Origin of the sequence: Anabaena sp. FACHB-83, assembly GCF_014697485.1 — a bacterium.
In the GTDB taxonomy this organism is placed as follows: domain Bacteria; phylum Cyanobacteriota; class Cyanobacteriia; order Cyanobacteriales; family Nostocaceae; genus Nostoc_B.
This window is the reverse complement of sequence record NZ_JACJRY010000001.1, coordinates 323,367-349,485: the sequence shown is the minus strand read 5'-3', so window position 1 is coordinate 349,485 and position 26,119 is coordinate 323,367. Positions and strand designations below refer to the sequence as shown.

The 26,119-nt window shown below is 39.7% G+C and carries 20 protein-coding genes and 1 pseudogene; 11 read left to right on the top strand and 10 right to left on the bottom strand.

Features of this window, described 5'->3' with window-relative positions; all coding sequences use genetic code 11:
- Positions 1-71: 71 nt before the first annotated feature.
- Complete coding sequence (gene alaS, locus H6G79_RS01410; RefSeq protein ID WP_190588052.1) at positions 72-2,714, bottom strand: alanine--tRNA ligase; 2,643 nt, start codon at positions 2,712-2,714, stop codon at positions 72-74.
- 361 nt (positions 2,715-3,075) lie between these two features.
- On the opposite strand from alaS, the gene H6G79_RS01405 reads away from it, so the two are divergent.
- The gene (locus H6G79_RS01405) at positions 3,076-3,276 is read left to right on the top strand and encodes a heavy-metal-associated domain-containing protein (RefSeq protein WP_190588051.1); all 201 of its coding nucleotides are present in this window, start codon (positions 3,076-3,078) and stop codon (positions 3,274-3,276) included.
- A gap of 732 nt (positions 3,277-4,008) precedes the next feature.
- Positions 4,009-5,031 (top strand): diguanylate cyclase, encoded by a 1,023-nt coding sequence (locus tag H6G79_RS01400; RefSeq protein WP_190588050.1) that lies wholly within the window; start codon positions 4,009-4,011, stop codon positions 5,029-5,031.
- A 196-nt stretch (positions 5,032-5,227) separates the two neighbouring features.
- Here the strand turns inward: H6G79_RS01400 and H6G79_RS01395 are convergent, their stop codons facing one another.
- Positions 5,228-5,806 carry a hypothetical protein gene (locus tag H6G79_RS01395; protein ID WP_190588049.1) on the bottom strand — a complete coding sequence of 193 codons (579 nt, stop codon included), beginning with the start codon at positions 5,804-5,806 and terminating at the stop codon, positions 5,228-5,230.
- Positions 5,807-6,233: 427 nt separating this feature from the next.
- The gene (locus H6G79_RS01390; RefSeq protein WP_190588048.1) at positions 6,234-7,115 is read right to left on the bottom strand and encodes a 4-hydroxybenzoate solanesyltransferase; all 882 of its coding nucleotides are present in this window, start codon (positions 7,113-7,115) and stop codon (positions 6,234-6,236) included.
- A gap of 392 nt (positions 7,116-7,507) precedes the next feature.
- Between H6G79_RS01390 and H6G79_RS01385 the strand changes: the two genes are divergently transcribed.
- A complete protein-coding gene (locus H6G79_RS01385) occupies positions 7,508-9,157 on the top strand; it encodes a Ppx/GppA phosphatase family protein (RefSeq protein ID WP_190588047.1) in 1,650 nt (549 codons plus the stop codon).
- Between the two features lie 83 nt (positions 9,158-9,240).
- Here the strand turns inward: H6G79_RS01385 and H6G79_RS01380 are convergent, their stop codons facing one another.
- Entirely contained in the window at positions 9,241-10,248 is a 1,008-nt protein-coding gene (locus H6G79_RS01380) for a cyanophycin synthetase (protein ID WP_190588046.1), read from the bottom strand.
- Between the two features lie 542 nt (positions 10,249-10,790).
- On the opposite strand from H6G79_RS01380, the gene H6G79_RS01375 reads away from it, so the two are divergent.
- Positions 10,791-11,027, top strand: a complete 237-nt coding sequence (locus tag H6G79_RS01375; protein ID WP_190588045.1) for a hypothetical protein — start codon at positions 10,791-10,793, stop codon at positions 11,025-11,027.
- 178 nt (positions 11,028-11,205) lie between these two features.
- Here H6G79_RS01375 and H6G79_RS01370 read toward each other — a convergent pair whose 3' ends face one another.
- Entirely contained in the window at positions 11,206-12,351 is a 1,146-nt protein-coding gene (locus H6G79_RS01370; protein ID WP_190588044.1) for an alanine--glyoxylate aminotransferase family protein, read from the bottom strand.
- A gap of 161 nt (positions 12,352-12,512) precedes the next feature.
- Here H6G79_RS01370 and H6G79_RS01365 point away from each other — a divergent pair, with 161 nt between their 5' ends.
- Positions 12,513-12,908, top strand: coding sequence for a DUF1499 domain-containing protein (locus H6G79_RS01365; RefSeq protein WP_190588043.1), 396 nt, complete (start codon positions 12,513-12,515; stop codon positions 12,906-12,908).
- Between the two features lie 251 nt (positions 12,909-13,159).
- On the top strand, positions 13,160-13,561 hold the full coding sequence (locus H6G79_RS01360; protein ID WP_190588042.1) for a DUF4189 domain-containing protein: 402 nt from the start codon (positions 13,160-13,162) through the stop codon (positions 13,559-13,561).
- Positions 13,562-13,654: 93 nt separating this feature from the next.
- Here the strand turns inward: H6G79_RS01360 and H6G79_RS01355 are convergent, their stop codons facing one another.
- Both H6G79_RS01355 and H6G79_RS01350 read right to left on the bottom strand, forming a co-directional pair.
- Complete coding sequence (locus H6G79_RS01355) at positions 13,655-14,740, bottom strand: glycosyltransferase family 4 protein (RefSeq protein WP_190588041.1); 1,086 nt, start codon at positions 14,738-14,740, stop codon at positions 13,655-13,657.
- A gap of 520 nt (positions 14,741-15,260) precedes the next feature.
- Positions 15,261-15,410, bottom strand: a pseudogene (locus tag H6G79_RS01350) (IS701 family transposase); the annotation flags it as partial.
- 381 nt (positions 15,411-15,791) lie between these two features.
- Here H6G79_RS01350 and H6G79_RS01345 point away from each other — a divergent pair.
- On the top strand, positions 15,792-16,595 hold the full coding sequence (locus H6G79_RS01345) for an SDR family oxidoreductase (RefSeq protein WP_190588039.1): 804 nt from the start codon (positions 15,792-15,794) through the stop codon (positions 16,593-16,595).
- 501 nt (positions 16,596-17,096) lie between these two features.
- Here the strand turns inward: H6G79_RS01345 and H6G79_RS01340 are convergent.
- Complete coding sequence (locus tag H6G79_RS01340; protein ID WP_190588038.1) at positions 17,097-18,041, bottom strand: lysylphosphatidylglycerol synthase domain-containing protein; 945 nt, start codon at positions 18,039-18,041, stop codon at positions 17,097-17,099.
- 115 nt (positions 18,042-18,156) lie between these two features.
- Here H6G79_RS01340 and H6G79_RS01335 point away from each other — a divergent pair, with 115 nt between their 5' ends.
- The 4 genes from H6G79_RS01335 (at position 18,157) to H6G79_RS01320 (ending at position 22,621) form a co-directional block, all read left to right on the top strand.
- The gene (locus H6G79_RS01335) at positions 18,157-18,990 is read left to right on the top strand and encodes an alpha/beta fold hydrolase (RefSeq protein ID WP_190588037.1); all 834 of its coding nucleotides are present in this window, start codon (positions 18,157-18,159) and stop codon (positions 18,988-18,990) included.
- Positions 18,991-18,999: 9 nt separating this feature from the next.
- A complete protein-coding gene (locus H6G79_RS01330; RefSeq protein ID WP_190588036.1) occupies positions 19,000-19,959 on the top strand; it encodes an esterase family protein in 960 nt (319 codons plus the stop codon).
- A gap of 5 nt (positions 19,960-19,964) precedes the next feature.
- On the top strand, positions 19,965-20,867 hold the full coding sequence (locus tag H6G79_RS01325) for an esterase family protein (RefSeq protein WP_190588035.1): 903 nt from the start codon (positions 19,965-19,967) through the stop codon (positions 20,865-20,867).
- 83 nt (positions 20,868-20,950) lie between these two features.
- Entirely contained in the window at positions 20,951-22,621 is a 1,671-nt protein-coding gene (locus H6G79_RS01320; RefSeq protein WP_190588034.1) for a phosphatidylglycerol lysyltransferase domain-containing protein, read from the top strand.
- Between the two features lie 113 nt (positions 22,622-22,734).
- On the opposite strand, the gene H6G79_RS01315 is transcribed toward H6G79_RS01320, so the two are convergent.
- Both H6G79_RS01315 and H6G79_RS01310 read right to left on the bottom strand, forming a co-directional pair.
- Complete coding sequence (locus H6G79_RS01315) at positions 22,735-24,495, bottom strand: serine/threonine-protein kinase (RefSeq protein WP_190588033.1); 1,761 nt, start codon at positions 24,493-24,495, stop codon at positions 22,735-22,737.
- 427 nt (positions 24,496-24,922) lie between these two features.
- Positions 24,923-25,582: a PEP-CTERM sorting domain-containing protein gene (locus H6G79_RS01310; RefSeq protein WP_190588032.1), complete on the bottom strand. Its 660-nt coding sequence runs from the start codon at positions 25,580-25,582 to the stop codon at positions 24,923-24,925.
- Between the last annotated feature and the right edge of the window lie 537 nt (positions 25,583-26,119).

Here is a 26,119-nt window from a genome sequence, read left to right as displayed (position 1 = left end):
AAATAAAATTATGGTGGTTTACAATCTCACATAAGCCACCATAATTAGATAATTTCCGGCAAAATAACTAATTAACCCAAGCCAGCTTTTAACTCGCTCTGCGCTTGTTCCAAAGCTGCTGGTAATTTACTGTCGTCGCGGCCGCCGGCTTGGGCGAGGTTTGGTCTACCACCGCCGCCACCGCCGCAGATTTTAGCGATCGCACCGACAAATTTTCCGGCTTGCAAACCTTTCTTGTTCACCTCTGGGCTAAAGGCTGCAACTATGCTGACTTTACCAGCTTCGGGAACAGAACCGAGTACCACTGCACCGTTACCGATTTTTTGTAGTAAGCGTTCCGCCGCAGTTTTCAAGGATTCGGGGTCAACGCCTTCGAGTTGAGCAACAATAATTTTATGGTCGCCTACTGTTTGGGCTGTTTCCAGTAAGCTGTCTGATTTGGTGATCGCTAGTTGTCCTTTTAGCGTTTCTAATTGCTTTTCAGCGTTTCGCAGTTCAGTTTGTAGTGTTGTGATTCTGTCTGGTAGTTCTTCGGGTTTAACTTTAAAGCGATCGCTTAAATCTTTGACTACTTTATCCCGCACATTCAGGTAATCTAAAATCGCTGGGCCAGAAACCGCTTCAATCCGCCGTACTCCAGAAGCCACACCCGCCTCAGAGATAATCTTAAATACGCCAATCTCCGCAGTATTACTTACGTGCGTACCTCCGCATAATTCCATAGACACACTAGGGAAATCAATCACGCGGACTTCATCTCCGTATTTTTCCCCAAACATGGCAACAGCACCTCTAGCTTTGGCTTCGGCTAAGGGTAAGATTTCGATTTTTGCAGAGTGCGCTTCCGAAATCCAAGTGTTTACCTGTTCTTCAACTTGCTGGACTTCTTCAGCAGTTAAAGCGCGGGGACAGTTGAAGTCAAAGCGCAATCTGTCAAAGGAAACGAGTGAACCAGCTTGGGATATACCTTCATCCACAATTTTCTTTAACGCCGCTTGCAATAAGTGGGTTGCGGTGTGGTTTGCTTGGGCGCGACGACGACAAGCAGCATCAATTTGGGCGGTAACTGTATCGCCAACCCGCAGTGTTCCGCGTTCAATGCGTCCGAAGTGAACGAAGAAATCAGATTCTTTCTTCACATCTTCCACGCGCACCACAATACCATCGCCAGAAATATAACCGCGATCGCCAATTTGTCCCCCAGATTCCGCATAAAATGGGGTTTGATTGAGGAGGATTTGTACCTCTGTTCCGGCTTCGGCTGCTTCTTCGGTGACACCATTAACTAGCAATACTTCCACTTTCGCCGTCGCCGCAGCTTGGGTATAACCTAAAAATTCCGTGGCGTGGATATGTTCTGCAAGTTTGTCCAGGGAACCTTGTACAGTTAAATCAATGGTTTCGTGGGCGGCTTTCGCGCGTTCCACCTGCTTTTGCATTTCGGTGTTAAATCCGGCTTCATCAACGGTGAGGTTGTTTTCCTCCGCGATTTCTTGGGTGAGTTCCAAGGGGAAACCGTAGGTATCATATAGGGTGAAGGCACTTTCACCACTAATTTGGGTTTGCCCTTGTTGTTTGACTTGTTGGATAATATCTTCGAGAAGCTTTTCGCCTCTATCAAGGGTTTTGAGGAAATTGGTTTCTTCCCGTTCTAGTTCCGCTTTGATAGCTGCTTCCCGTTGGCGGATATTGGGATAAGCAGATTCAGCCAGGGCGATCGCAGTTTCCGCAATTTGGGTGATAAAATTCCCAGAAATGCCAAGTAATCGACCGTGACGCACTACCCGCCGAATTAATCGCCGCAACACGTAACCCCGTCCCACATTCGAGGCGCGAATTTCATCAGCAATCATGTGAACTACTGCGCGTACATGATCCCCAATTACTTTTAGAGAGACTTTGATTTTCTCATCGCTTGTATGATAATCAATGCCAGCAATTTGGGCGGCGGTTTTAATAATCGGGAAAATTAAATCTGTTTCGTAGTTATTCGGTACTTTTTGGAGAATTTGCGCCATTCTCTCCAAACCCATACCAGTATCGATATTCTTATTTTGCAGTGGTGTTAAATTCCCGGACGCATCCCGGTTGTATTGCATGAATACCAAGTTATAGAACTCGATAAACCGCGTATCATCTTCTAAATCAATATTATCGTCGCCGCGTTCGGGGTGGAAGTCGTAATAAATTTCCGAACAAGGGCCGCAAGGGCCAGTGGGGCCAGAAGCCCAAAAGTTATCATCTGCACCCATCCGTTTAATTCTGGCTTCGGTTACACCAATTTTGTCACGCCAGATATTAAATGCTTCGTCATCTTCTTCAAAAACGCTGACGACGAGGTTTTGGGGAGAAAAGCCAAAAACTTGTGTGGAAATTTCCCAACCCCAGGCGATCGCTTGTTCTTTAAAATAATCACCAAAGCTGAAGTTACCCAACATCTCAAAAAACGTGTGATGGCGTTTGGTGCGTCCGACGTTTTCGATATCGTTGGTACGAATACACTTTTGTGATGTGGTTGCTCTTTTAAATTCGGATGTGCGCTGTCCCAGGAATATCGGCTTAAATGGTAACATCCCCGCGATTGTCAGCAGCACGGTGGGATCTTCTGGTACTAGGGAAGCACTCGGCAGAATTTGGTGTTCCCGTTGGGCGTAGAAGTCAAGAAATAAAGTGCGAATTTCGTTACCACTGCGGTACTGGGGATTAGAAGACATGGATAGAAAACAAAAAAGAATGATTAGGGACTGGGGCTAGGGACTGGGGACTAGAGGCTAGAGACTAGTAATTTTATAAATAAATCAGTACTTTTCAGCTAGACACTAATGCAAATAGAAATTATAAACATCATTCTAGCCTCTAACCTCTAGACTCTAACCCCTAACCTCTAGCCTTATTTTTGCATTCTGTTTTCCGTTACTGCTAGTAATTATTACTGAGAGAGATATCTTGCCCGCGATCGCCTATGCCTATATACGTAATTTTACTACCCCTCCTTAGCTAGATGTATGCGATCCCAATGCAGAAATAAAATTTATTTATAAAAGAAATATTAAACTTTCTCAAAAGAGGCAAATAATGGCACTAAAACTAAAAGTTTCCAACATTTCTTGTGCAGGATGTGCTGACAAAATTACTGAATCTATCCATGTAATGGAACCTGATGCTCTGGTAGATGTGAATGTAGAAGATAAAACTGTCACCGTAGAATCTGCCGCTTCGGAAGAGTCAATCAAACAGGTGATTGTTGCGTCTGGTTACGACATTGAAGGTTATTGATTTCTTCATAAAGGGTTTACAAAATTTTTAGATTAGTTGATGCTAAACCTACAGCACAATTAAAGATTTTTAGGGGCTAATGAACTTTAGCCCCTATATAATTCAATATCAAAATATGCTCCCCATCTAGATTTGATAACTAAATCCTCTACTTGACTCCTTTGTAGTCTGCTATCAAAATTCTCACTCTCGTAGATTCACTTATTCATTAAATAATACCTATCTCAAAAGCCTAGTTAAAATCCTCTAACAACTCAGCTTGATTGAGGTGGTAATCCTTGCCCTGATGAACCCACATAGCATTTCTCATATTTATGAAGCATCTCGGTTTTTACGTATAAAAGCAAAAATTTATATTTTTTTAAGCATTTAATTTATATAAATAAAATCCAGCAATCCCAAACATAAAATTTCCTATTTTATTGTGTTTGCACTTGCAAATAACTAACACCTGGAAACTACAGTGATTATATTAAAAACAAATATAATTTCCGTATTTACACTGTTTTAAAAAAAAAGGTCAAAGACGGAAAGTAATTATCATAACTGTAAACCTCAGTAGTTTTATTCAGGGTCATGTATTAAGATGATATTAAAATTATCCAGGCATAGTTAATTTAAGGTTATGACTATCAAGTATAGGGAAATATATCGATAATAAAAATACGGATAGTTTCTCTATTGTAAAAAATAGTAGGATTTTTTAGCTCGAAATAAGGCAGATACAAAAAAATGAATATTTCAATTCTGGTCTTTGGAAGTGAGAAATTCGTCGCCAAACTTCCCGATCAGATACTGGATACAACCGCTTTTACTTTAGAAGTGATAGCTGATTTTCATCAGGCAATTTCTCAACTAGAAAATGAACCACCTGATGTCATATTTATCCAGGCAAGTTTGGATAAAAGTATAGAACTATGCAGTTGGTTAAAAAACCAGAACCAGCTATCTTGGTTGTATTGTATTCTTTTCGAGGATCGTTCCTATCAGTTAGCTGCCAAAAGTGAGCAGGATTTGTGTTGGGAATGGGAAATGACCGCTACTGCACTTAGACAAGGCGCAGATGCTTATATTTGGCAACTCACAGATGAGATAATTGGCAAAAATCCTGCCAGTATAACAACCCATCATCAGGTAATACTAGCTCAAGTGGGTGTTGGTTTACGGAAAGCTCAAAAATACCGGGAACTGATGCGGACAAATGATTTATTATCTGCGATCGCACTAGCAGATTCACTCACGGAAATTAGTAATCGTCGGGCGATGGAATGGGATTTACCTCGACAAGTCAAAAAAGCCCGGACTCAAAGTAATCCTTTGAGTTTGATTATTCTAGATATCGACTATTTTAAAAAAGTTAACGATACTTACGGGCATTTAGTGGGCGATCGCCTTTTACAATTATTAGCCTCTCGCCTACGGCACAACCTCCGCTCTAAAGATACACCATTCCGTTACGGTGGGGAGGAATTTGTAATTGTGCTGACTAACACCACTGGCGAAGAAGCCGTCATCGTCGCTGAACGCTTAAATCGTATCGTTGCAGAACAACCATTTGCTATTAGTAAGGAATTAACCATTCCCATTACAATTAGCTTAGGCGTTGCTAGTCTGCAAGCAGATGACGATGATAAAGGTTATAGCTTGCTTCATCGCGCTGACCAATGCTTGCTAAATGCCAAAGCTTTAGGACGAAATCGAGTTGTGAGTTGGGAATATGCTGATTTCTCCAATCTCAAGGTTATGTCTTCGTGAATAGGTGAGAGCTTACAGGTTACAGAGTTACGATGTCTGAATCAACGCGACTACTGCTGTAACTTTTAAGGGCTAGATGAGATATTTTTGGATAGTGGCGATCGCATCTAAAGCAGAATCCGCAAGATAAACATTATCCTCAGATAGTTTCTGCTGTCTGTGTCGTCTAACAAGATAACTGATGTTGTGCAACTACTTACCATTTTTCAGCCCAATAAACAATTTCTGAGGCTGTACTATCAATAGCTACGCCGTAACTATCACCGTGATTCCACCTAAATCCCGCAGTACCTTTATCCTTCGCATTCAACACTAAAATTTCATAAGAAGGCGGAAAAGATTCTCTCTCAGCATCACCAGTATAAAAAAAGGTAGTGGGAACACCATTAGGAAGGTTAGAGTGGACATTTGTATCGCCACCTAAGTATTGATGCTTGGCTAGTTTTCGGTATTTTGCTAATAATTGTTGAATTTGGGCGGGAGATTGTTTTTCTCGCACTTGGAAAAAAGTACTAGCTTGGGCAACCCCTGGAGAATAGGCAATTCGCACATTTGGAGAATCGGCGGAAATTGTGCGGGGAAAATGCTGAATTTCGGCGGGACTTGCCCAAAGTTGATTGCGGATTTCACTGTAACGGTCTGCATTAGTAATAATGCTTGATTCAGTAGTACTACTGAAAGCCCTTCGGATTAAAAAACTGCCGCCCACAATCCCTAAACTACCAAGGGAAAGGAAAACTATCATGGCCGCTTTAGCAAGGTGCGATCGCTGCATTGCGTTGGGTGCTGCTAAACTTTATCTGCATATACCCAACAAATAAACTATATTCGTAAGATTGCGGAGCTAATATTTATAATATTGATGAAATCTTTGTGTAATCAGGGAAAATACGGCAACTTCATAAAATTCTTGTAAATCAAATGAGGCTGAGATCCCCGACTTCTTCAAATAAAGGGTTTGAGGAAGGATGAACGGGTGTAGGGGTATGGGTGTTCAAAACCCGCATTTCTCACAAGCTTCAGGCGTTTGATGGGGCAGAGGTGCGGAGGGGCAGGGGAGAGAGTACCTTCATTCTCCCCTGCTCCCCTGCTCCCCTGCACAGGCTTTGAAAGGTGTGGTGAGAAATCCGGGAAAAATCTTACACCCCCATACCCTCACACCCCCATACCCATTGTTATTGAAGAAGTCTGGTATCTGAAAATTAAAGCCAGCCAACAATCATCCCTGCCAGTAAAATAAAGCCAATCCACACATTCTGCCGAAACATTTCGCCATAAGCTGCATTTGGCAAATCTTGTTGTTTCAATCGCCAATATTGCCAAATCCAACCAATACTCGCCAAGGCGAGAGTTATCCAAAAAGCGAGGTGTAGATGAATCTCAATCCCCAACCAGCCTAATAACAAGATTGTGCCAGCAAAGAAAATACCGATCGCATCTGGGGCATAATCACCAAAAAACAAAGCACTAGAATTAATACCTATGCGTCGGTCATCGGCGCGATCGCTCATGGCATACACAGTATCAAATCCCAATGTCCAGAGGATAGTTGCGCCCCAAAGTAACCAAGTTGGTTGAGAAAGATTTTGCGTGACTGCACTCCAACTAATCAACACCGCAAAACCCCAAGCAATAGATAGTACTAACTGCGGCACAGGAAACACGCGCTTTGCCCCTGGATACAGTAGAATTACGGGGACGGCAGCAAATGAAAGCCAAAAACTCAGAGGATTCAAATAAAACGCCAGCATCGCCGCACATCCCAGGGCAATAATTGCCACGGCAATGCCTACTTTAATTGATAAAGCACGAGAAGCCAAAGGGCGATCGCGTGTTCTTTCCACTTCGGGATCAATATCTTTATCCCACAAGTCATTGACCACACACCCAGCCGCACTTGTGGCCAGAGTACCCAAAACAATCACTCCCACTAAAGGCAAAGGCGGTTGACCAGCCGCCGCTAAAACCACAGCCCATAAAGCCGGAATCATCAAAATTAACCGCCCTTCTGGTTTATGCCACCGTAAAAGCCGGATAATCACAGACCACACAGGTTCTTGGTTGCTTTTTGGCGTACTCAACATAGAAATTAAGCAGAAATTACTAAAATTTGCTCAGTTAATACTTCTTTACATCTATAGAATAACTTTATTTGTTATTTGTAAAAACACAACCTAAATTTGCAACGATGGATACATAATTCATCGTCAAAAAATCGGGGTGTTAAGAGAATAAGGGTGTAGGGTAAGGCGTATCAACTTATTGATGCAGATCCTTGATATCTAAAGGTTAATTCTTCATCCTCACACCCGCTCAAATAGGGCTTCGTCACTTAAATTTTAAATGGCAGGGTAAATCTACAGACTAAAAGCGAGAGACAAGAGACTAAGTATTATTACTCAGCACTCAGCACTAGTCTTGAATAGTCCGCAATCCCATCTTTTATCGTCCTTCCTAAATAGAGAGAGAAAACTAGATGCTAAATTTAGTTTCTGCTAACTGGGAGAGTGTCAAAACTCAACCAGTTCAGCAACACCGGATTATTGCTGCCATTGATTTGGGAACAAATTCTCTGCACATGGTAGTGGTAAAAATTGACCCAACCCTACCAGCTTTTAGTATTTTTACCAGAGAAAAAGAGACGGTGAGACTGGGCGATCGCAATTTAGTTACTGGTGAGTTAAAACCAGAAGTAATGGATCGGGCGATCGCCACTTTAAGACGCTTTCAAGCAGTTGCAAAAACTTTTAATGCCGAAACCATCATTGCTGTAGCCACCAGCGCAGTGCGGGAAGCCCCCAATGGCAAAGATTTTCTTCACCGAATCAATAGCGAATTAGGTTTAAGCGTTGACTTAATTTCTGGTCAAGAAGAAGCACGCCGCATCTATTTAGGCGTGCTGTCGGGGATGGAATTTAACAACCAACCCCACATCATTATTGATATTGGTGGTGGTTCCACAGAAATTATTTTGGGAGACAGCCAAGAACCCCGCACACTCACTAGTACAAAAGTTGGCGCAGTCCGGCTAACTGGGGAATTCATCACCACCGACCCCATTAGTAATAGCGAGTTACAATATCTGCAAGCTTATGCAAGAGGAATGCTAGAACGTTCTGTAGAAGATGTTTTAGCAAATATTCAATTTGGTGAATCGCCCAAATTAGTAGGAACATCCGGCACAATTGAAACTCTAGCCATGATTGATGCTAGGGAAAAGTTAGGTACAGTACCTTCCACCCTGAATGGCTATCAATTGAGTCTTCAAGATTTGCGCGGCTGGGTGAATCGCTTGGCGAAAATGACCAATGTGGAAAGGACAGCCATTCCAGGAATGCCAGAAAAGCGTTCAGAAGTGATTTTGGCTGGTGCAGTTGTGCTGCAAGAAGCAATGACCTTGTTGGGTGTAGATGCGGTCACACTTTGCGGGCGGGCGTTGCGTGAAGGCGTAATTGTCGATTGGATGCTGACTCACGGTTTAATTGAAGACCGCTTGCGTTACCAAAGTTCCATTCGCCAGCGCAGTGTATTGAAACAGGTTAGCAAATACCATATCAATATTGAACATAGCGATCGCGTGGCTGTTTTTGCCCTGAGTTTATTTGACCAAACCCAAGGCATTCTCCACAACTGGGGCAATGAGGAACGTCAACTTTTATGGGCAGCAGCCATCTTACACAATTGCGGTCATCATATCAGCCATTCATCTCACCACAAACACTCATACTATCTAATTCGCAATGGTGAATTATTAGGCTATACCGAAACCGAAATCGAAGTTATTGCCAACTTAGCCCGTTATCATCGCAAATCACCACCCAAGAAAAAGCACGAAAATTTCCGCAACTTGTTGAGTAAAGATCATCGACAAATAGTCTGTCAATTAAGTGCAGTTCTCCGATTAGCTGTTGCGTTAGATAGGCGACAAATCGGCGCAATCTCTCAGGTAAAATTCAGCTATTATCCTGATTTACAGCAGGCTCATCTCTCAATTTTTCCCACCAATCCTGATGATGATTGCTCTTTAGAAATGTGGAGTTTAGACTACAAAAAAGGCATATTTGAAGCAGAATTTGGGGTGAAATTAGTTGCGACTTTAGAAACTGCTAAATTTGCAGTTAACTAATATTTTCTCAACTGACCAAACAGAACCCCGACTTCTTATAAGAAGTCGGGGTTCTGAAACATACAGTTAGTATCCAATTTAATTCAATTAGACTCAAGACAAACTTGGTCATTTTCCAAAGCTTTCAGAATTTTGAGATATAAATTCTCAACTCTTTGTACTTGCACCTCACCAAGAGAAGCAAAATTAGTTAAACTAGGCGAACCATTAATTTCAATAATTACATAATTGTTCATTGGCTGAGTTATATCATCAGTAATTACATCTAAACCTGACAATCTTAAACCCATATCTTTTGTCGCACTTATCGCTAACTTTTTAAAGTCAGGATGGATATGTTCTGTCACATCGACTCCCTGACCACCACTTGATAAATTAGCATTATCTAACAAATAAATCACCTGATTTTCAGGGATGACACTCTCTAACTTCAGCTTTTGTCGTTTTAATTTGCGCTTGAGGCGGAAATCTTCAGCATCAACATTGTTTTTGCGGCCATTTGCCGTCAATTCTGCTGATTTTTTTTGGATTAATTCTGCAATAGTAGACTTGCCATCACCAACAACACAAAAAGGAATTCTTTGATAAACTGCAAGGACTTCATCATCTACAACAACAATTCTATAATCATTACCTGCATAAAATCTCTCCACTATAAATCCGGGAGTGATGCGGAGGATTTTTTTCGCAACTTGATAGTATTCAGTTTTATTATAAACTTTGGTAACAAATCTGCCTTGACTGAGATTAATCGGCTTCACAATTACCGGAAAACCTAATTCTTTAGCGTAATCAAATCCAGCATCAATATTTCTCTCACTGCTGATTTTTTCACAGATTTTTTTGCTAAAAAAAGTTTGCCCTTCCGTAACTTTATAACCAAAGTGTTTCAAAAAAAAGTTTGAATATGCTTTATCTTTAGCTATTTCGGCAGACCCAAAACCATTGATATTTAATTTACTATGACTAAAACAAGCTTTATTACCGTTTTTAAATGTAATATGCCCAACAAAAGCATATTCTGGGTCTACTACAACTACTGCTCCTAGTTGGGGAGCAATTTTTTGAATTATCGATGTTACTAATGGCATTTATTTTCTGTATACAAAAGTATTAATTCGCAGAAATTTTAACGAATTACTAAACAGTTGGTCAAGCTAATTAAAATCAGGCAGTTTTTATGATTTTTATCTCAGCAACTAAAAATATCCCTCAATCAATTTAATAATTTTTGATAAAAATTAATATTATTTCTTCAGATATAAACAGCCTTTGGGAAAGTAATTTTGGATACGGAATTGAATAAATGTATATATTAAGACGTTAAGAAATTTTTCCGGTTGGTATTAAATGTGCGTGTAGAAGTAAGTAACTCTCGTGGAGATGCCACACTTGTTAATATTCAAAATTTTGGATTGGTTTTGACCTTTGTTAGTTGCTAATAAAGGCTTTGAGAGCGATCGCAAGTTTAATTAACAAGATAAGTTCTTGTAAAATAATCCGCGAAATCTTGACAATCCAAAAATAATCGAATAACAAGGTGGCAGCAACTTGAAAAAAGGCGTTAGTGCATCCCCGCCAAGAGAAGTCAGTAACGCCTTCACTGAAAATTACACACGGATATTTTTAGATCATGCCACAAAATACTGAATACAAAGCTAATCAGAACGAAAATCAAGCGATCGCCTACAAAGAACGCCTAAATTCTTGGGCAATTGCCCGTTTACAGCCCGATGCCCAAAGAGAAATTGTCGCTCGCTTTCGCAGTCGTTCTGATGCCGATGGTTATATGCAGCGCCTACGTCAAATGATTCCTGATGCTTCTTTTATGGTTGTATTTGATTGTCAACGGGAAGAAGTTGTTGCTTAAAGTGTCGAGTCGTTATTTAATTTCACAAATAAAGGATTAAGGGTGCGATTACCATTGTTATGACGGTGCGTTACATCCTAATTAACGCACCTGTATTAAATGATGTATGAAGATGGGGAATGAAGAATCGGGAGTTGGGAATAAGGAAAATGATTCCCTATTCCCTAGCCCCTAGCCTCTAATGTAAGACTTTTGCCAGTGCTTCTATCAGGCGGTCAACATTTTCTTTCCGGCTATTAAAACCCATTAATCCAACACGCCAAACTTTACCAGCCAGTTCTCCCAGTCCACCACCAACTTCAATGCCATGTTCTGTTAGTAGCTGTCTGGCAATAACTTTACCGTCCACCCCTTCAGGAATGCAGACTGTAGTCAAAGTGGGTAAACGATATTCCCGTTCAACGTGACAGCTAAGTCCGATTTCTTCTAGCCTGTCCCAGAGATATTCCACATTCTTTTGATGACGTTGCCAACAGTTAGCTAATCCTTCCTCGGCAACTAACCGCAAAGCTTCCCGCAGAGCATAATACAAATTAATGGGGGCTGTATGATGATAAACACGTTCACTACCCCAATACTTACTCAGCAAAGTCATATCTAAATACCAGTTTGCCACCTTCGTGCTGCGGCGCTGCAATTTTTCCCAAGCACGAGGACTCATGGTAAATGGTGAAGCCCCAGGCGGACAACCCAAGCCTTTTTGACTACAGCTATAAGCTAAATCAACTCCCCATTCATCTAAAAATATTGGCACACCACCGAGGCTAGTGACAGTATCGATTAATAACAGCGTGCCGAATTCCCGACAGAGTTCACCAACACCGTCTAAAGGCTGACGCGCACCTGTAGAAGTTTCAGCGTGAACCAAAGCTAAAATTGTCGGGCGATGGGTTTCCATAGCTGTGCGGAGTTCTTCTAGAGAGAAAACTTGCCCCCAAGGTTTAGTAATGGTACGGACATCAGCACCATATCGCCCCGCCATATCAACTAAGCGATTTCCAAAATATCCAGTCACACCAATTAATACCACATCACCGGGTTCTACAGCATTGGCGATAGTTGCTTCCATTGCAGCAGAACCAGTACCACTGACGGCGATAGTGTGCGGATTTTCGGTTTGCCAAACATAGCGGAGTAAAGATTGAATTTCATTCATCAGCCCTAAGAAATCTGGGTCAAGATGCCCTAGAGGTGAGGTATTCATTGCCTGGAGAACTGTAGGATGGGCATTGGAAGGGCCAGGGCCTAATAGCAGCTTGGAAGGGATTTCCAGGGGTTTGAGTTGTAATCGCTGACTATCGTTAATGGAGATGGTTGGCGACATAATTCCTTTTTGTCTAGACAGTACTTACCGCATCATAGAGCGATCGCATCACCCTTGTATCCTCTAGGGGATAACACATTTCCACCATGAATCAACAAGCAGTAATGACTGCGTGTAAATTAGGGATGTAACAGCTTACTTCCCCATCAGCCAACGAAACTATGATATTTGCAGGTAAACGCCCGAATAACTTGGGTGTAAATAATGGCAGATTAGCAGCTTGCCCTAATTCGCCTAATTGTGTATCTAGCCAAAGTACAGACGCAATTCACCAAATTGCACCCCTAACTTTTAATACTAGTCCCGAACAAGCGATCGCTAATCTCAAAAGTATTATCCAGTCCTTACCCAGAACTACAATTATTACTGAAACTCCAGACTATTTATATGCTGAGTTTAAAAGTGCTTTGATGGGATTTGTGGATGATGTCGAGTTTTATCTAGACCGAGAGGCGAATATTTTTCATGTCCGTTCAGCTTCTCGTTTAGGACAAAGTGATTTAGGTGTTAACCGTAAACGAATAGAAACTATTCGTGCCGGACTCCAAGCATTATAATCTGATGCCAGGTGCAGGAGATTGTAATTTTTTGTAAACTAAAAAGATGGAAAAACTAGACCATCTTCGTAAATTAAAACCCCCAGTTTCTTGCGAAAGCTGGGGGTTTTCAAAAGGAAATTACTTATGAAGTATATCTTCATCAAAAACCAGTATAAACGCGAATCTCGAAATTAATTAACTTAGCAAATAATAGTTGCAATACAACTTGATTTGTTGTAATCACAACCTAAATATTATTAGGAAATGATATGTTAAAAACTGGTTTGAAAAAAGGCTTATTAACAGCGATCGCAGTTATTTCGATATTACCAGTAATTACCTCAACTGCTGAGGCTGGTTCTGCCAAAAATGTATTTGGGGCAATTTCTTATTCTCCTTCTACTAGAACTTACTCATCAGGAATTGCGAAAACCAAGCAAGCCGCAATCAACGCCTCCTTAAATAACTGTCGTCGTCAAAGTGGCGCTAAAGATTGTACAACACCATTGTGGTTTAAAAATGCTTGGGGGGCATTGGCTGTAGGTTCCAATGGTGGTTATGGTACAGGTTGGGGAACTGACCAATCTCTTGCAGAAAGATTTGCTGTAGAAACCTGTGAAAAGTACGGTAGTCAAGATTGTCAGGTTGTGTTTGTTAAACAAGCCAGATAAATCAAAATTCAGTCCTACTTCTACTTAAAATCCCCGACTTCTTAAAGAAGTCGGGGATTTTTTAGCTCATGAATGATTTAGGAATGCTATAGTTTATTTTTTGATACTTCCTGACATCAAATTACTACGAAGATATCCATTTTTAGCGATTTTCTTTTGGATGATTTGCCGATAAACTTCTTCATAACCATCAGTCATACGCTGAAAACTAAAGTTATTTTCGACATACTGACGACAAGCATATCTATCTATATCTGCCACCTGATTAATTGCACTGACGCATTCTGACACATTATTACAGATAAAACCTGTTTTACTGTGGGCAATTACCTCAGTTGTCGAACCTAATTTCATCGCAATTACTGGTGTACCTGCGGCCATTGATTCCACCATGACTAAACCAAAAGGTTCACGCCAAGTAATTGGGAACAAAGTAGCAACAGCACCTCCCATCAAAACATTTTTTTGTTGATGGTTTGCTTCACCTAAATACTCAATTTGTTCACCATCAATTAAAGGTTTAATTTCTCGTTCAAAGTACTCGACATCCACAACATCTACTTTACCAGCCATTTTTAACCGCCAACCTGCTTGTTTAGCAATTGCAATGGCTAAATGTGGCCCTTTCTCCGGCGATATTCGACCTAAAAATGCTAGATAAGGTGGTTCTTCTGACTTGGGATGAAATTTGTAACTGCTAACATCAATACCGTTGTAAACTGTGCTTGTATAATTCAATCCCAGTGAAATATCCCGTTGGGCATCAGAAATACTGACAAAAGGTTGACGTTTCGCATATTGAAACATCTTTTGATTATCAGGTGTAAAAATTCCGTGTAATGTATGAACTGTTGGAGTATTGACAAGATTGGCATAAGGTAAAGCTGCACAACCCATGTGAGAGTGAATAATATCAAACTCATCTGCCCGTTCATAGACAGAAGCTAACTGCAACATTTCATAAATATTACATTCTTTGACATCCTTATCAAGTCGTAAAGCACGAGGATGCACTGATTCTAGCTTGGCTAAACTGATAGAATCACCAGATGCAAATAAAGTAACTTCATGTCCGCGCCGCACTAATTCATCTGTTAGTAACCCCACTACTAACTCGATACCCCCATAAGCTGGAGGAGGTACTCTCTCCCATAGTGGGGAAACTTGAGCTATTCTCATCACAAACCTCCTAAAAGATGAATTTTGAATTGATAGAGTCTGCTGTTTGATTCACAGTTATTTGTCATTCAACTAGCAATGAGTTTTGAGTGAGAATCACTCACCAAAGTTCTAACTCAGGATTTTTTCTAGCACTATCAACTCAGTTTCAAAAGCAATTTTATAAATAAGCGCATTAAAATATTAGACCTTAACTTATCAAAAAGTTGTCTATCTTTGTAGAGAATTTGATTATCCTCTAGAGGTAAATCGAGAGACTTGATGAAGTCTTTATGGGGTGGATATCTCCTAAATCATCTTTATACCAAGTCGTGATAGCGATAACCATCTTTTAGGGAGAGCGAAAAATTTTTGGGGAAATGGGCAAGAATTAACCAAGGGGCTTGAATATTAGGCGTTACGTAAATGCAGGATGAATTGAGATGTCGAAGCAACATGAAAGATTGATTTGTCGTGCAAAGGCACGAAACAAAATTCATCCCCTTCATCAGAAATGCCAAATATTAATCATTCCAAAACTTAACCCTACTACTCTTGCTATCTCCGGTAAACTTTTGCGTTGCATCTCTGAAACCATGCCGACATACAGATATTTAAATGCTACATAACTCCTGACATCGGGAACTAGCTTTCTTTCCCATTCACAGTAATCATCGACAAATTTTACCATCTCAGTAGGATCTATTACCCCAAATATAGTCCAGCAAAGAATTTATGATACTTTTTTTTCTTATTATCTTATGAGAGTGATGAAAGAGCAGTATGTCATATTTTATAGACAAAGGTTCATATATGACATATCAATTTCAACGTTGAAGATAAGATAGAAATTGTTCAGCGCGAAATTTTGTTGATTAATGTGAGTAATTACTTACTTATCTATCAAACAGTTTAAATACGAAAGCTTTTGTAGTAATTAGATTCAATACCTAGAATTCAGAAATCAGAATCAACACCGAGTTTAGTCGAAAGGTCAATTAGTGGTGGATTCTGACTCCTGAATGCGATTGAGATAACCAATTAGTCACCTTAAATTCACCAATTGTCTAATATGAATACAACACACCAAGCTAAGAGCCGAAAAACTGCTCTGATTACTGGGGCTGCGAGTGGAATTGGTTACGAATTAGCCTGTATTTTTGCGCGAAATAATTATAATCTGGTATTAGTAGATAGAAATGCCATCAAACTTACAGAAGTTGCCGAAAAATTGCAATATGAATCTTCGATTACCGTTAAATATATTGTTAAAGATTTAGCAATATCTACAGCGCCAGAGGAAATTTTTCGAGAGTTACAACAAGCAAATATTCAAGTTGATGTACTAGTGAATAATGCTGGCTTTGGGACTTATGGATTGTTCAGTAACACCAACTTAAATGCTGAACTAGAAATGCTTCAGGTGAATTTAGTATGTCTTACCCATTTAACTAAATTATTCCTGAAAGATATGCTCAAACAGGGAGAAGGCAAAATATTGAATGTAGCATCGGCGGCGGCTTTTCAACCAGGGCCTTTGATGGCAGTTTACTTTGCTACCAAAGCTTATGTATTATCGTTTTCAGAAGCGATCGCCAACGAATTAGAAGGTACAGGTGTGACTGTGACAGTACTTTGTCCAGGATCAACCGCCTCAGCCTTTCATGAAAGAACCGGAATGGCAGATTCCAAATTGGTGAAGCGGCAAAAAATGATGGATGCCGAAACAGTCGCCCAAATTGGTTATGATGCTTTAATGAACGGTAAAACCTTGGTAATTCCTGGGTTAATGAATAAATTCCTCGCCAAAATTGTTCGATTTGTACCCAGAAGGTTAGTACCAAAAATTGTCAGAAGTATGCAGGAAGATAAGTAATATCAATTTGAAAAATGCTTGCGACAGATAGATTGCTAAAAGCTGAAGAGTAAAACATTTCAAAATCTCAAATCCAAAATGGTATGAGGTACAAATTTATCTGTTGCCATCTGCGTAGTCTGCGGTAAGCTGAAGTGCGCGTTTACATCTGCGGTTAATTATTCTTGCTTGTACTTTACTGTAATGAGAATTGCTATATGTCCTGTGCAATAAATAAAAGCCCTCAGTGAATAACTGAAGGCGAGAAATTAATAAGGGTGCATCTACTACTATTTGTGTTTACATATAAATACTAGCTGTATCCGGAAGGATATAAGATTTGTCAGGATTTAGATAAAATATTACAGCTATTTCAAATATTTATATAGCGATTACTAGACTTTCGAGGTAAGAATTTATCTGCGTAGCCTGCGGCAAGCCGCTTACGCTTCTACATCCTTTTCCATCGGCAGTTAAATTTATCTGTCTGTAATTTTCAAGTCTGGGAAATAGCTATATGATCTATTTTTTGATGATATATTGTGTACTAGATTTAACTTCATCAAATATTAATAAAGCTGTTGCTAATAATAAAGGTAAAAAGTAGTATACACCGCGATAAGCCAGCATTGCGGCTAAAACTGCTGCTGCTGAAATTTTATTGGACAGCATCAATAAAATTACTGTTTCAAATACACCTAAACCACCGGGAACATTACTCACCACACCTGCAAACATAGCAAGTAAATAAATACCTAAAAAATCTAAATAATTGTAAGCTGTGTTAATGGGTAATAAGCTGTATAGTACTGATGCAGCAAATATCCAATCAAGGCTAGAAATAATGATTTGCATCAGAGATGTCTGGAAAGATGGCAAGCGAAATTCATGGTTGCGAATAATTAAAGGTCGGTGAATAACTAGGCTACCAATTAAATAAATTCCCATCAAGCTCAAAAATATCCAGCCAAGAGGACTAACAGTGGTGAATGGTAAATGTAGTTGTAGGGGAATCACGAAAGGGTGAATCAAAAAAAGTAACCCAGCAACAGTAAACATTCCCAGCCAAAATGTGAAATTCACAAAAGCGATAATTTGAGCGATCGCAATTTTTGAGACTTGCCATCTAGAATAAAAACGATAGCGAATAGCACTACCAGTCAGTAAAGCAAAACCGATAGTATTGCTAAAGCTAGAACTAATAAAGTTAGTCAAAGAAATTTTTTGCCAGTGTAGGGAACGATGAATATAAGCAAAACCTAAAATATCGTAACCAAGCATGACTAAATAGCCCATAGCCGTGAATCCAATCGCCCAACTCAAGCTTTGTAGTGGAATTGAGGCGATCGCACGCAGAATATCATGGTAATTATACTCGCGCAGTTCATTGGCGATCGCCCAGACAGAAAGTGTCAGCAGCAACAAGCCAAATAAAAAATTTCCGTTGAGTTGCAGCTTTTTGTGCATTATTTAAATCCTAATTCGCAAATTTTCCATTACCTTGACACAGCATTGTCATATCACAGGCTTAAGCTTTGAATATACAACATCAAAGTTTAGCTCAGTAATGTAGCAATTTTCCATGACAGATGATGACTGTTTTATAGATGCTTTAATTGGTTCCTCAATTCATCTGCGGCGAGGAGTAAATTTACAAGTTTGCCATAGTCCAGGTACAACTCCGGCAATAGTTTTTATTCACGGCGGAATGGGCAATCATTTTAACTTTAGAAACCAGTATGAATTTGCCCACAATCAAGGCTGGGAAGTTCTCGCTTATGATTTGGCTGGACATGGAAAATCTAGTCGTTACTCGCGCTATTCTATTGGGAGACATTGCCGAGATTTAGGGCGTTTGCTGCAAAAGTTTGAGATTAAATCACCTGTGCTTTGCTGTCATAGTTATGGTGTTCCAATTGGTTTAGAATTTGCCCAACACCATAGAGTGAGTGCGATAATTGCTATTGCTGGTGGTACTCATGATTTAGCACCTTGGTGGGAAATTCCCCTGATGAAATTGATGGCTTGGGGTGGGAGACATCTTTACCATTTACCAAGTGTGCAAGTTTTCAACAACTTCCTTTCTACTTCTTACCGTCACAAAGTTATGGAAAGGTTTTTTGCAGAAAATCCTGTACCGACAGATTTTGATGCCTACAAATCTTTAGAAATTTTTTGGGATTATAACTTTTTTGTCCGCCATTCATTACCACAGCATCTGCATATTCCCACCTTGGTAATTACTGCGGGAAAAGACCCAATGTTTACTCAAAAAATGGGAGAAGAATTAACAAATCATTTTGTGAATGGTACTCATTTACATTTTGTCGAAGCTGGACATCTGGTTATGGCGGAATGTGCCGAGTTAGTTAATCAGGCGATCGCAAATTGGTTAACACAACAAGTTTATTCTTAATTGCTCAACATGAATTACAAAAAAACCTTAGTAATCTTGATTTCGGCATTCACTTTAGTTGGCTGTAACTATTCCCAAGGTATAGCCGCTAAACCCACACCAATAAAGGTTTCTATCTTACCAGCGCAACCAGATGTTAACACTTTGGCTACCCCTTTAACTTATCAAATCGAATCTTACGATAGCCAAGCTATGCCAGGAAAACGCACTTATGGAGTATCTTTACCTCCTGGGTATGAACAACATCCCCAACAACGTTATCCCGTAATTTTTCTTCTCCACGGTGGTCACGGTGAACCGCTTGATTGGTTTAGCGAAAAGAAAGGACAAGCCCTCAAAACCCTAACCAAACTATACACTACAGGTAAATTACCACCCAGTATTATTATCACTCCCGACGGTAATGATAAACGCGGCTCTAGCCCCTATTTTGACCCTCAATATATCGACGGCCCCAATGGTAAAGTTGCGACAGCCGTAGGAGATGAACTGGTAAAAGTAGTGCAGCAGCGTTATCGCACTTTACCTAATCCTGATTTTTGGGCAATGGGTGGATTATCTTCTGGTGGTTGGGGTGCAATGAATGTAGGGTTACATAACTTACAAAACTTTTCAATTTTATTTAGTCATAGTGGCTATTTTCAAGATAAAAGTGGCCCGCAAAATAGCCCAATTAGCTATATTAAAACTCTACCAAATCAAGCTAAAAAAAGATTGCGAATTTATTTAGATTCCGGTACCTCTGATACGGAAGAACTCGATGATGCTAAAGAATTTTCAAAAGTCCTGAATCAGCAAAAAATTTACAATCTATTACAGCAATTTCCTGGCAGCCATACTTGGCAATATTGGCGAGAACATTTAGCTGATTCTTTGACATTTGTAGGTGAACAGTTTCGGATTGCGGAAATTGCTCATGCTGCTGACAATTTAGGAATTTCTCAGCCGAAAAAACAGAAAGTAAATTGAAATTTATGAAAATTCCGAAATTATTTTTGAGTTTAGCAGGAGCGATCGCCATTCTTACAGGTGCTGCATATTATTATGTTTTTATCTTAGGCGCACCACAATTCGACCCACCCCAACAACAAGTAGATACAGGCTTAAAATTTCAGCTAGAAACTTTCAATTCCCAAGCTATGGGTACAGTCCGCCAATATGGCGTGATTTTACCGCCTAACTATCAAAAAAATCCCAAAACCCGCTATCCCGTGATTTTCTTATTACATGGTGGTCACGATGATGCGCGTGCCTATGCTGATAAATATGCCATCATAAACGTACTACATGAATTGTATAAAACTGGCAAATTACCACCATCAATTATTATTACTCCCGATGGCAATGATAACCGTGGTTCTAGCCCTTTATATGACCCTGATTATTATGACGGGACAAATGGCAAAATTGGGACTTTAATTGGTGCAGAATTAGTCCAAGTTGTTAAGTCACGTTACCGGACTCTAGAAAACCCAGAATTTTGGGCGTTGGGTGGTCTATCTTCTGGTGGATGGGGCGCATTTAATATTGGGTTACGCTATCTCAACAACTTCAATATATTATTTAGTCATAGCGGTTACTTTACCGACAGTAGTGGGGCGCAAAATAGTCCATTACAAATAGTCCAACAGTTATCAACTGCTGATAGAAAACGATTACGAATATATCTTGATGCGGGGTTGAATGATCAGAATTTCTTGGCTTCTACTAAAATTTTTCATCAAACCTTAAATAATTTAGATATTGCTAACGTATTCTATGCTTTTCCTGGAGGTCATGGTTTATCTGGTGCAGATGTTGGTTGGAATTATTTTCACAAGCATTTAAAAGACTCTCTGGCTTATGTGGGAGAACAATTTAAAACATTCAAAAAATAATTCAATATAGATTGAGGACACTATAAACGCCGATAAAGTAGATTATTAATCGCTATAAAAATGTATTGATTTAGTTAAAAATAATGAATAAAAACTTAAAAAATAAGATTGGAATTTGGAGTGTCGGTTTCTTAACAGGGTTAGTCGGCGTAGTCAATGTTTTATCCGCAGTTACCCCCACTTTGTATGGTCGCAATCATTGGTTAAAAGATTTTTTACCCTTTGAAATTCGGGTAACTGGTCATGTATTTGCTGCCTTAACAGGGTTTATATTATTGACTTTGGCAACTAATTTATTACGCCGCAAGCGAATTGCTTGGCTATTAACTATTGGATTACTAGTTATTTCGATTCTGAGCCATTTAATCAAAGGATTAGATTACGAAGAAAGTATATTATCAGGAATTTTGCTAACACAATTGATTTTGATGCGCCATGTGTTTACAGCCCAATCAGACCGACCTTCTATTGCTAGGGGTGTGCGAGTCTTAATGGGAGCGTTGCTGTTTACCTTAGCTTACGGCACAATCGGATTTTATTTATTAGATGGCAAGTTTACAGAAAATTTTAGTTGGAAGAATGCCCTACTTCAGACTTTAGCAATGTTTTTTACTGAGGATAATTGGGGCTTACAACCAAAAACTAGATTTGGGGAATTCTTTGCTGACTCTATTTATATTATTGCTGCCAGTACAATTACATTTGCTGTGGTGATGTTGTTACAGCCTGTATTTTTACAGAATCCAGCAACTTTAATTGAGCAGCAAAAAGCCAAAAAAATAGTAGAAGATTATGGATGTTCTTCTTTAGCGGCAATTACACTTTTAAGCGATAAAAGTTATTTTTTTAGTCCTTCTGGTAAAAGTGTAATTACTTATGTACCAAAAGGGCGGGGTGCGATCGCTCTCGGAGATCCCATCGGCCCCATTGAAGAGCGTCAAGAGGTAATTGTTAGTTTTCAGCAGTTTTGTCAGCGCAATGACTGGTATCCGGCTTTTTATCAAACCTCGCCCGATGACCTTGATTTATATATCTCCCTGGGATTTAGAATACTGAAGATTGGCGAAGAAGCGATCGTTGACCTAAAAAACTTTACCCTCCAAGGGAAAGCCGGAAAGAACTTTCGCCCATCAATTAATCGTTTAACTAAACTCGGCTATCAAGTGAGTTTTTATCAACCACCAATCAATCATGACTTATTACATCAACTGAAATCTGTCAGCGATGAATGGTTAAAGATGGCGCAAGGTTCAGAAAAACGCTTTTCTTTAGGATGGTTTGATGAAGCTTATCTGCGAAATTGCGAAATTGCTGTTGTGCATACACCTGATGGTGGAATTGCAGCGTTTACCAACATTTTGCCAGAGTATCAGCTGAATGAAATCACCATTGATATGATGCGGCATCGTGCCTCAATGGAAAATGGAATGATGGATTTTCTGTTTACTTCTCTGCTTCAGCACTTTCAAGAAAAAGGCTACGACAGCTTTAATTTTGGCCTGTCCGCCTTAGCTGGAGTCGGGGAAAATTCCACCTCACGCCGCTTAGAAAAAGTGCTGCACTATCTTTATGAACACTTAAACCGCTTTTATAACTTCCAAGGCTTACACGCCTATAAAGACAAGTTTCGCCCTAATTGGGAACCCCGTTATTTGGTTTACCCAAGTTTGACAGCCTTACCTGATGTAGTTGTAGCATTAATTCGCGCTGATTCAGGCGATCGCCTCCTTGATTATTTCAAACCAGGAGCGTAGAAGCAAGACAAGGGAGACAAGGGGGGATAATATCAATCATAAAAACCGCAGGCGGCAGGGGGAGAAAGAGTTTTGCCTTTTGCCTTTTTACTTTTGCCTTTTGCCTTATTCTTCTAGCGAATATTTACTTCTTGTAGTTGATAGTCGAAATGAGAATTGATCAGTTTAGTGGTATTTTTTTTAGGTGAATCTACATCAAATGCTAATTCTTGAGTGCGAGTTTGCCAACGTTGCTTTTGAGTGTATTCTTGCAATTTAGCTTGAGCTTGAGCATATACTTTTGTGTTTTTGGGAATTTGGCGCAGAAACTTAACTGCACTATCAAAGTCGCCAAAAGCTGCTTTTTTATAAGCATTTTGTAAAAAGTAAGCGGCTCTAATCTGTCGTTTGTGATTATACTCGGTTAATTTTCTCTGCACGATCGCCCCAGCCGAACTTTCTTGGGGAATTTGGCGCAGATATTCTAAGGCGCTGGAAAAATCTCGCGCTTCCGCCTTTGCATAAGCTTTCGCTAGTAAACTTTGGCTTTGGCTTTCGAGATTGACTCTGGCTTTTTGTACGAGTAGTTGTGTTTTGGATTGCCAATATAAAATATCAGGAACGAGATTAGCTGTTTTAAAAACATCAGACCATCTACCCTCGTTCAAAGCTTGTTCGGCTAATAAATATTGTTCCGCCGCTTGCAGCCATTGTTGTTGCCAAACTTCAATAGTCGCTTGTACTTCAGGATAAACATTACTATAAGATGGAATGGACTTAGCCAGAGCGATCGCACCTTGTAAATCTCCAGCTTGATAGTTTTCCGTCGCTTTATATAAAGTTTCGTTTTCTGAATATGCAGGCGAATTATTCACTAAAGAATAAACACCAAACCCCATCAACAAAGAATTAGCCGCTAGTCCAATTTTCATCCCTGTCATCAGGGGCGCTAAATTATTAATGGTGAAATTTTGCTGTGTCTCATCATTCGCCCTTACCAGTTCTGACGGTTCATGCTCTGATATTGGTAAAACTTGAGATAGCTGAGTTTCATGGCGCATTTGTTTGAGGATACGCAATACCTCACCCGCCGACTGAAAGCGTTCTTGAAAATCATAGCGGATCATTTGGCTGAGAATAACAGCTAAATAATCACTCACCTGAGTATCTGGTAAACGCCAAATAATCTCATTCGTTTGGGGATCAACTTTAAACTGTAACGGTTCTAAACCTGTCAGCGCCTGAATAGCAATCATCCCCAAAGCATAAATATCACTATTAGGTCTTGTTTGACCAATAAATTGCTCTGGTGGAATGTAACCCAAAGATGTTACAGGAATCCAATCAATAGGCAATTCTGTATCTAAAGAAAACTTCACCGACTGGATAGAACCAAAGTCAATTAAAACCAGTTTGCCATCAATACAGCGTCTAATTAAATTTTCTGGTTTGATATCACAATGAATCACGCCTTGAGAATGAACAAATTCTAAAATTTGCAAAACATCCTCTAAAAATTCCACAACTTCACTTTCACCCCACAAACATCCCCACATTTGATTGATGGGTAGTTCGGCTGTTAAATCATGTCCTTCCACAAACTCCTGTACCAAATACAGTCGCTCATGTTCTTCAAAACAGGCGATGAGTTCTGGAATTTGGCAATGGCTACCCAGACGCTTGAGAGTTTCTGTTTCCGTCAGGAAATGTAACCTTAAAGTTTCTAAATAGCTGGTTTGGCAATTGTGAGTTTTCAACTGCTTCACGACATATTTAGGGTTTTCTGGGTATTCAATGTCAATAGCAGTATATGTCTGTCCAAACACCCCTGCACCCAGACTTTCAACGATTTGGTACCGTGATTGTAGTACTTTACCGATCATGTAGTGGCTCATAAGCTGGTTACTTAGTAAGTCCGCATATAACTTTTCAGACATCACCTGATTGTTTCCGGATGTCCTGCAAAATAATTACCTGAGCTTTACTGAAGGTTGTCCTGGCTTATTAATTTTTACGTATTTTTATCCACAAATTTATTTTTTTTTGCTATATGCACTACATATAAATCGAAATTAACCAAACATTGAATATAGTATCGCAAAAAGAGCCATCAATGCCGTGTTTTTACTGGCAATATTTTCAGAGGGGACTTAAGCATCATTTAGAGACAAGGGGGACAAAGGGGACAAGGAAGATTGGTAGCCCAAAGAAAAGGGTTCCTTTGCGAGGAGAGAAGGAACCCCAGTGCGTATTTGCGTAGAAAAGAACTCTGCAATCAAGCTAATCCAGTTTATGAATTATCCCCGTCTTTCAGGAATGCAACTATGCTATTGGTGCTTTTTGCTTACGCTTCATCCATAAACCCACAACACCAGCCACAGCAACACCAGCAGTAGAAACAGGTTCTGGGACTGGTTTGACAGTTGCAGATGTGATTGCTATTCTTCCAGCAGTTAAAGTATCGTTGATATCTATAACACTACTGAATCTTCCGCTAGATGCAACAGCCATAGGTAAGCCTGTAAAACCAGAGGGAAATGTTAATCCTAAACTTTCTGTGACTTCACCTTCGTTTGTACCTATGTTGTTACTAAATAGCAAACTATTCTGCATGACTTGACCAGTGTGTCCCAGCAAGCTGCTAGAAAATGTTCTCAAAATATTGTTAGAAGCATCTTTGAGAACAATAGACCAGTCATTTAAAAGGACACTCGTAGCAGTTGGTAGTTGGTCTATATCTACTGTATAAGTTCCAGAAAAAGAACCATTCTGTAAATCTACAGCTACTCCAGTGGAACCAGAAATAGCTTGAGGCGCGAATTGTCCAGAAATATTAAATGTTTTTAAAGTTACAGCCTGTGCAGGAGCATTACCCACAGTCGCTAACATTGCAGCACCAAGGGCAATACCAGCAGTCGCTTGAGATAGTTTTTTGTAAGATGTTGTCAGCATGAGTTGAATTTCTCCAAAATTAGGTTTCATAAAATGGGGGAGTGTCAATAAACTTTTTGCCAAATTACTTCTGCACTAGAAAGAAATTTCCAGCAGTTCATAAAGTAGACATCAAGTTATTGCATTAACGGCAGGTTATATATCAATCAGCTTGATAACCTCAGTAGTTTCTTTTAAGTGATTTCCTACTGATTTGCATCATGTCGAAGCAGCACAAAACGCGCTGTGCAAGCGATATTTACGCAAATTAGCAGAAGTCGAAATTATGAGGTTCAATAGCTTTTGCAATGTCAGAAATGCTGTTTTGGCTACGCACTTGCTCAATTAAATAAGTACACTAATTTAGCTCGCTGCCTTACATCTCTAATTAACTCCCTAGTTCCTTAAAGCTCGATTGTCATCGTTGCCTTTGCATATTTCCATACTGTCAGTAGAAAAAGAAAACGGCAATAAAAATCTGGTTATTTTACGAAAAGATTAAATTCCTATTTCCGTACTATCTCAGTGAAAATTCTCTCTGTATTTGATTACGTAAGGATTTATCAATACTGATATCCGAAGATGTCA

Excerpts from the sequence above, each read along its gene's own strand:
- alaS (WP_190588052.1), bottom strand. The coding sequence starts at position 2,714 with ATGTCTTCTAATCCCCAGTACCGCAGTGGTAACGAAATTCGCACTTTA.
- H6G79_RS01405 (WP_190588051.1), top strand. The coding sequence starts at position 3,076 with ATGGCACTAAAACTAAAAGTTTCCAACATTTCTTGTGCAGGATGTGCT.
- H6G79_RS01400 (WP_190588050.1), top strand. The coding sequence starts at position 4,009 with ATGAATATTTCAATTCTGGTCTTTGGAAGTGAGAAATTCGTCGCCAAA.
- H6G79_RS01395 (WP_190588049.1), bottom strand. The coding sequence starts at position 5,806 with ATGCAGCGATCGCACCTTGCTAAAGCGGCCATGATAGTTTTCCTTTCC.
- H6G79_RS01390 (WP_190588048.1), bottom strand. The coding sequence starts at position 7,115 with ATGTTGAGTACGCCAAAAAGCAACCAAGAACCTGTGTGGTCTGTGATT.
- H6G79_RS01385 (WP_190588047.1), top strand. The coding sequence starts at position 7,508 with ATGCTAAATTTAGTTTCTGCTAACTGGGAGAGTGTCAAAACTCAACCA.
- H6G79_RS01380 (WP_190588046.1), bottom strand. The coding sequence starts at position 10,248 with ATGCCATTAGTAACATCGATAATTCAAAAAATTGCTCCCCAACTAGGA.
- H6G79_RS01375 (WP_190588045.1), top strand. The coding sequence starts at position 10,791 with ATGCCACAAAATACTGAATACAAAGCTAATCAGAACGAAAATCAAGCG.
- H6G79_RS01370 (WP_190588044.1), bottom strand. The coding sequence starts at position 12,351 with ATGTCGCCAACCATCTCCATTAACGATAGTCAGCGATTACAACTCAAA.
- H6G79_RS01365 (WP_190588043.1), top strand. The coding sequence starts at position 12,513 with ATGATATTTGCAGGTAAACGCCCGAATAACTTGGGTGTAAATAATGGC.
- H6G79_RS01360 (WP_190588042.1), top strand. The coding sequence starts at position 13,160 with ATGTTAAAAACTGGTTTGAAAAAAGGCTTATTAACAGCGATCGCAGTT.
- H6G79_RS01355 (WP_190588041.1), bottom strand. The coding sequence starts at position 14,740 with ATGAGAATAGCTCAAGTTTCCCCACTATGGGAGAGAGTACCTCCTCCA.
- H6G79_RS01345 (WP_190588039.1), top strand. The coding sequence starts at position 15,792 with ATGAATACAACACACCAAGCTAAGAGCCGAAAAACTGCTCTGATTACT.
- H6G79_RS01340 (WP_190588038.1), bottom strand. The coding sequence starts at position 18,041 with ATGCACAAAAAGCTGCAACTCAACGGAAATTTTTTATTTGGCTTGTTG.
- H6G79_RS01335 (WP_190588037.1), top strand. The coding sequence starts at position 18,157 with ATGACAGATGATGACTGTTTTATAGATGCTTTAATTGGTTCCTCAATT.
- H6G79_RS01330 (WP_190588036.1), top strand. The coding sequence starts at position 19,000 with ATGAATTACAAAAAAACCTTAGTAATCTTGATTTCGGCATTCACTTTA.
- H6G79_RS01325 (WP_190588035.1), top strand. The coding sequence starts at position 19,965 with ATGAAAATTCCGAAATTATTTTTGAGTTTAGCAGGAGCGATCGCCATT.
- H6G79_RS01320 (WP_190588034.1), top strand. The coding sequence starts at position 20,951 with ATGAATAAAAACTTAAAAAATAAGATTGGAATTTGGAGTGTCGGTTTC.
- H6G79_RS01315 (WP_190588033.1), bottom strand. The coding sequence starts at position 24,495 with ATGAGCCACTACATGATCGGTAAAGTACTACAATCACGGTACCAAATC.
- H6G79_RS01310 (WP_190588032.1), bottom strand. The coding sequence starts at position 25,582 with ATGAAACCTAATTTTGGAGAAATTCAACTCATGCTGACAACATCTTAC.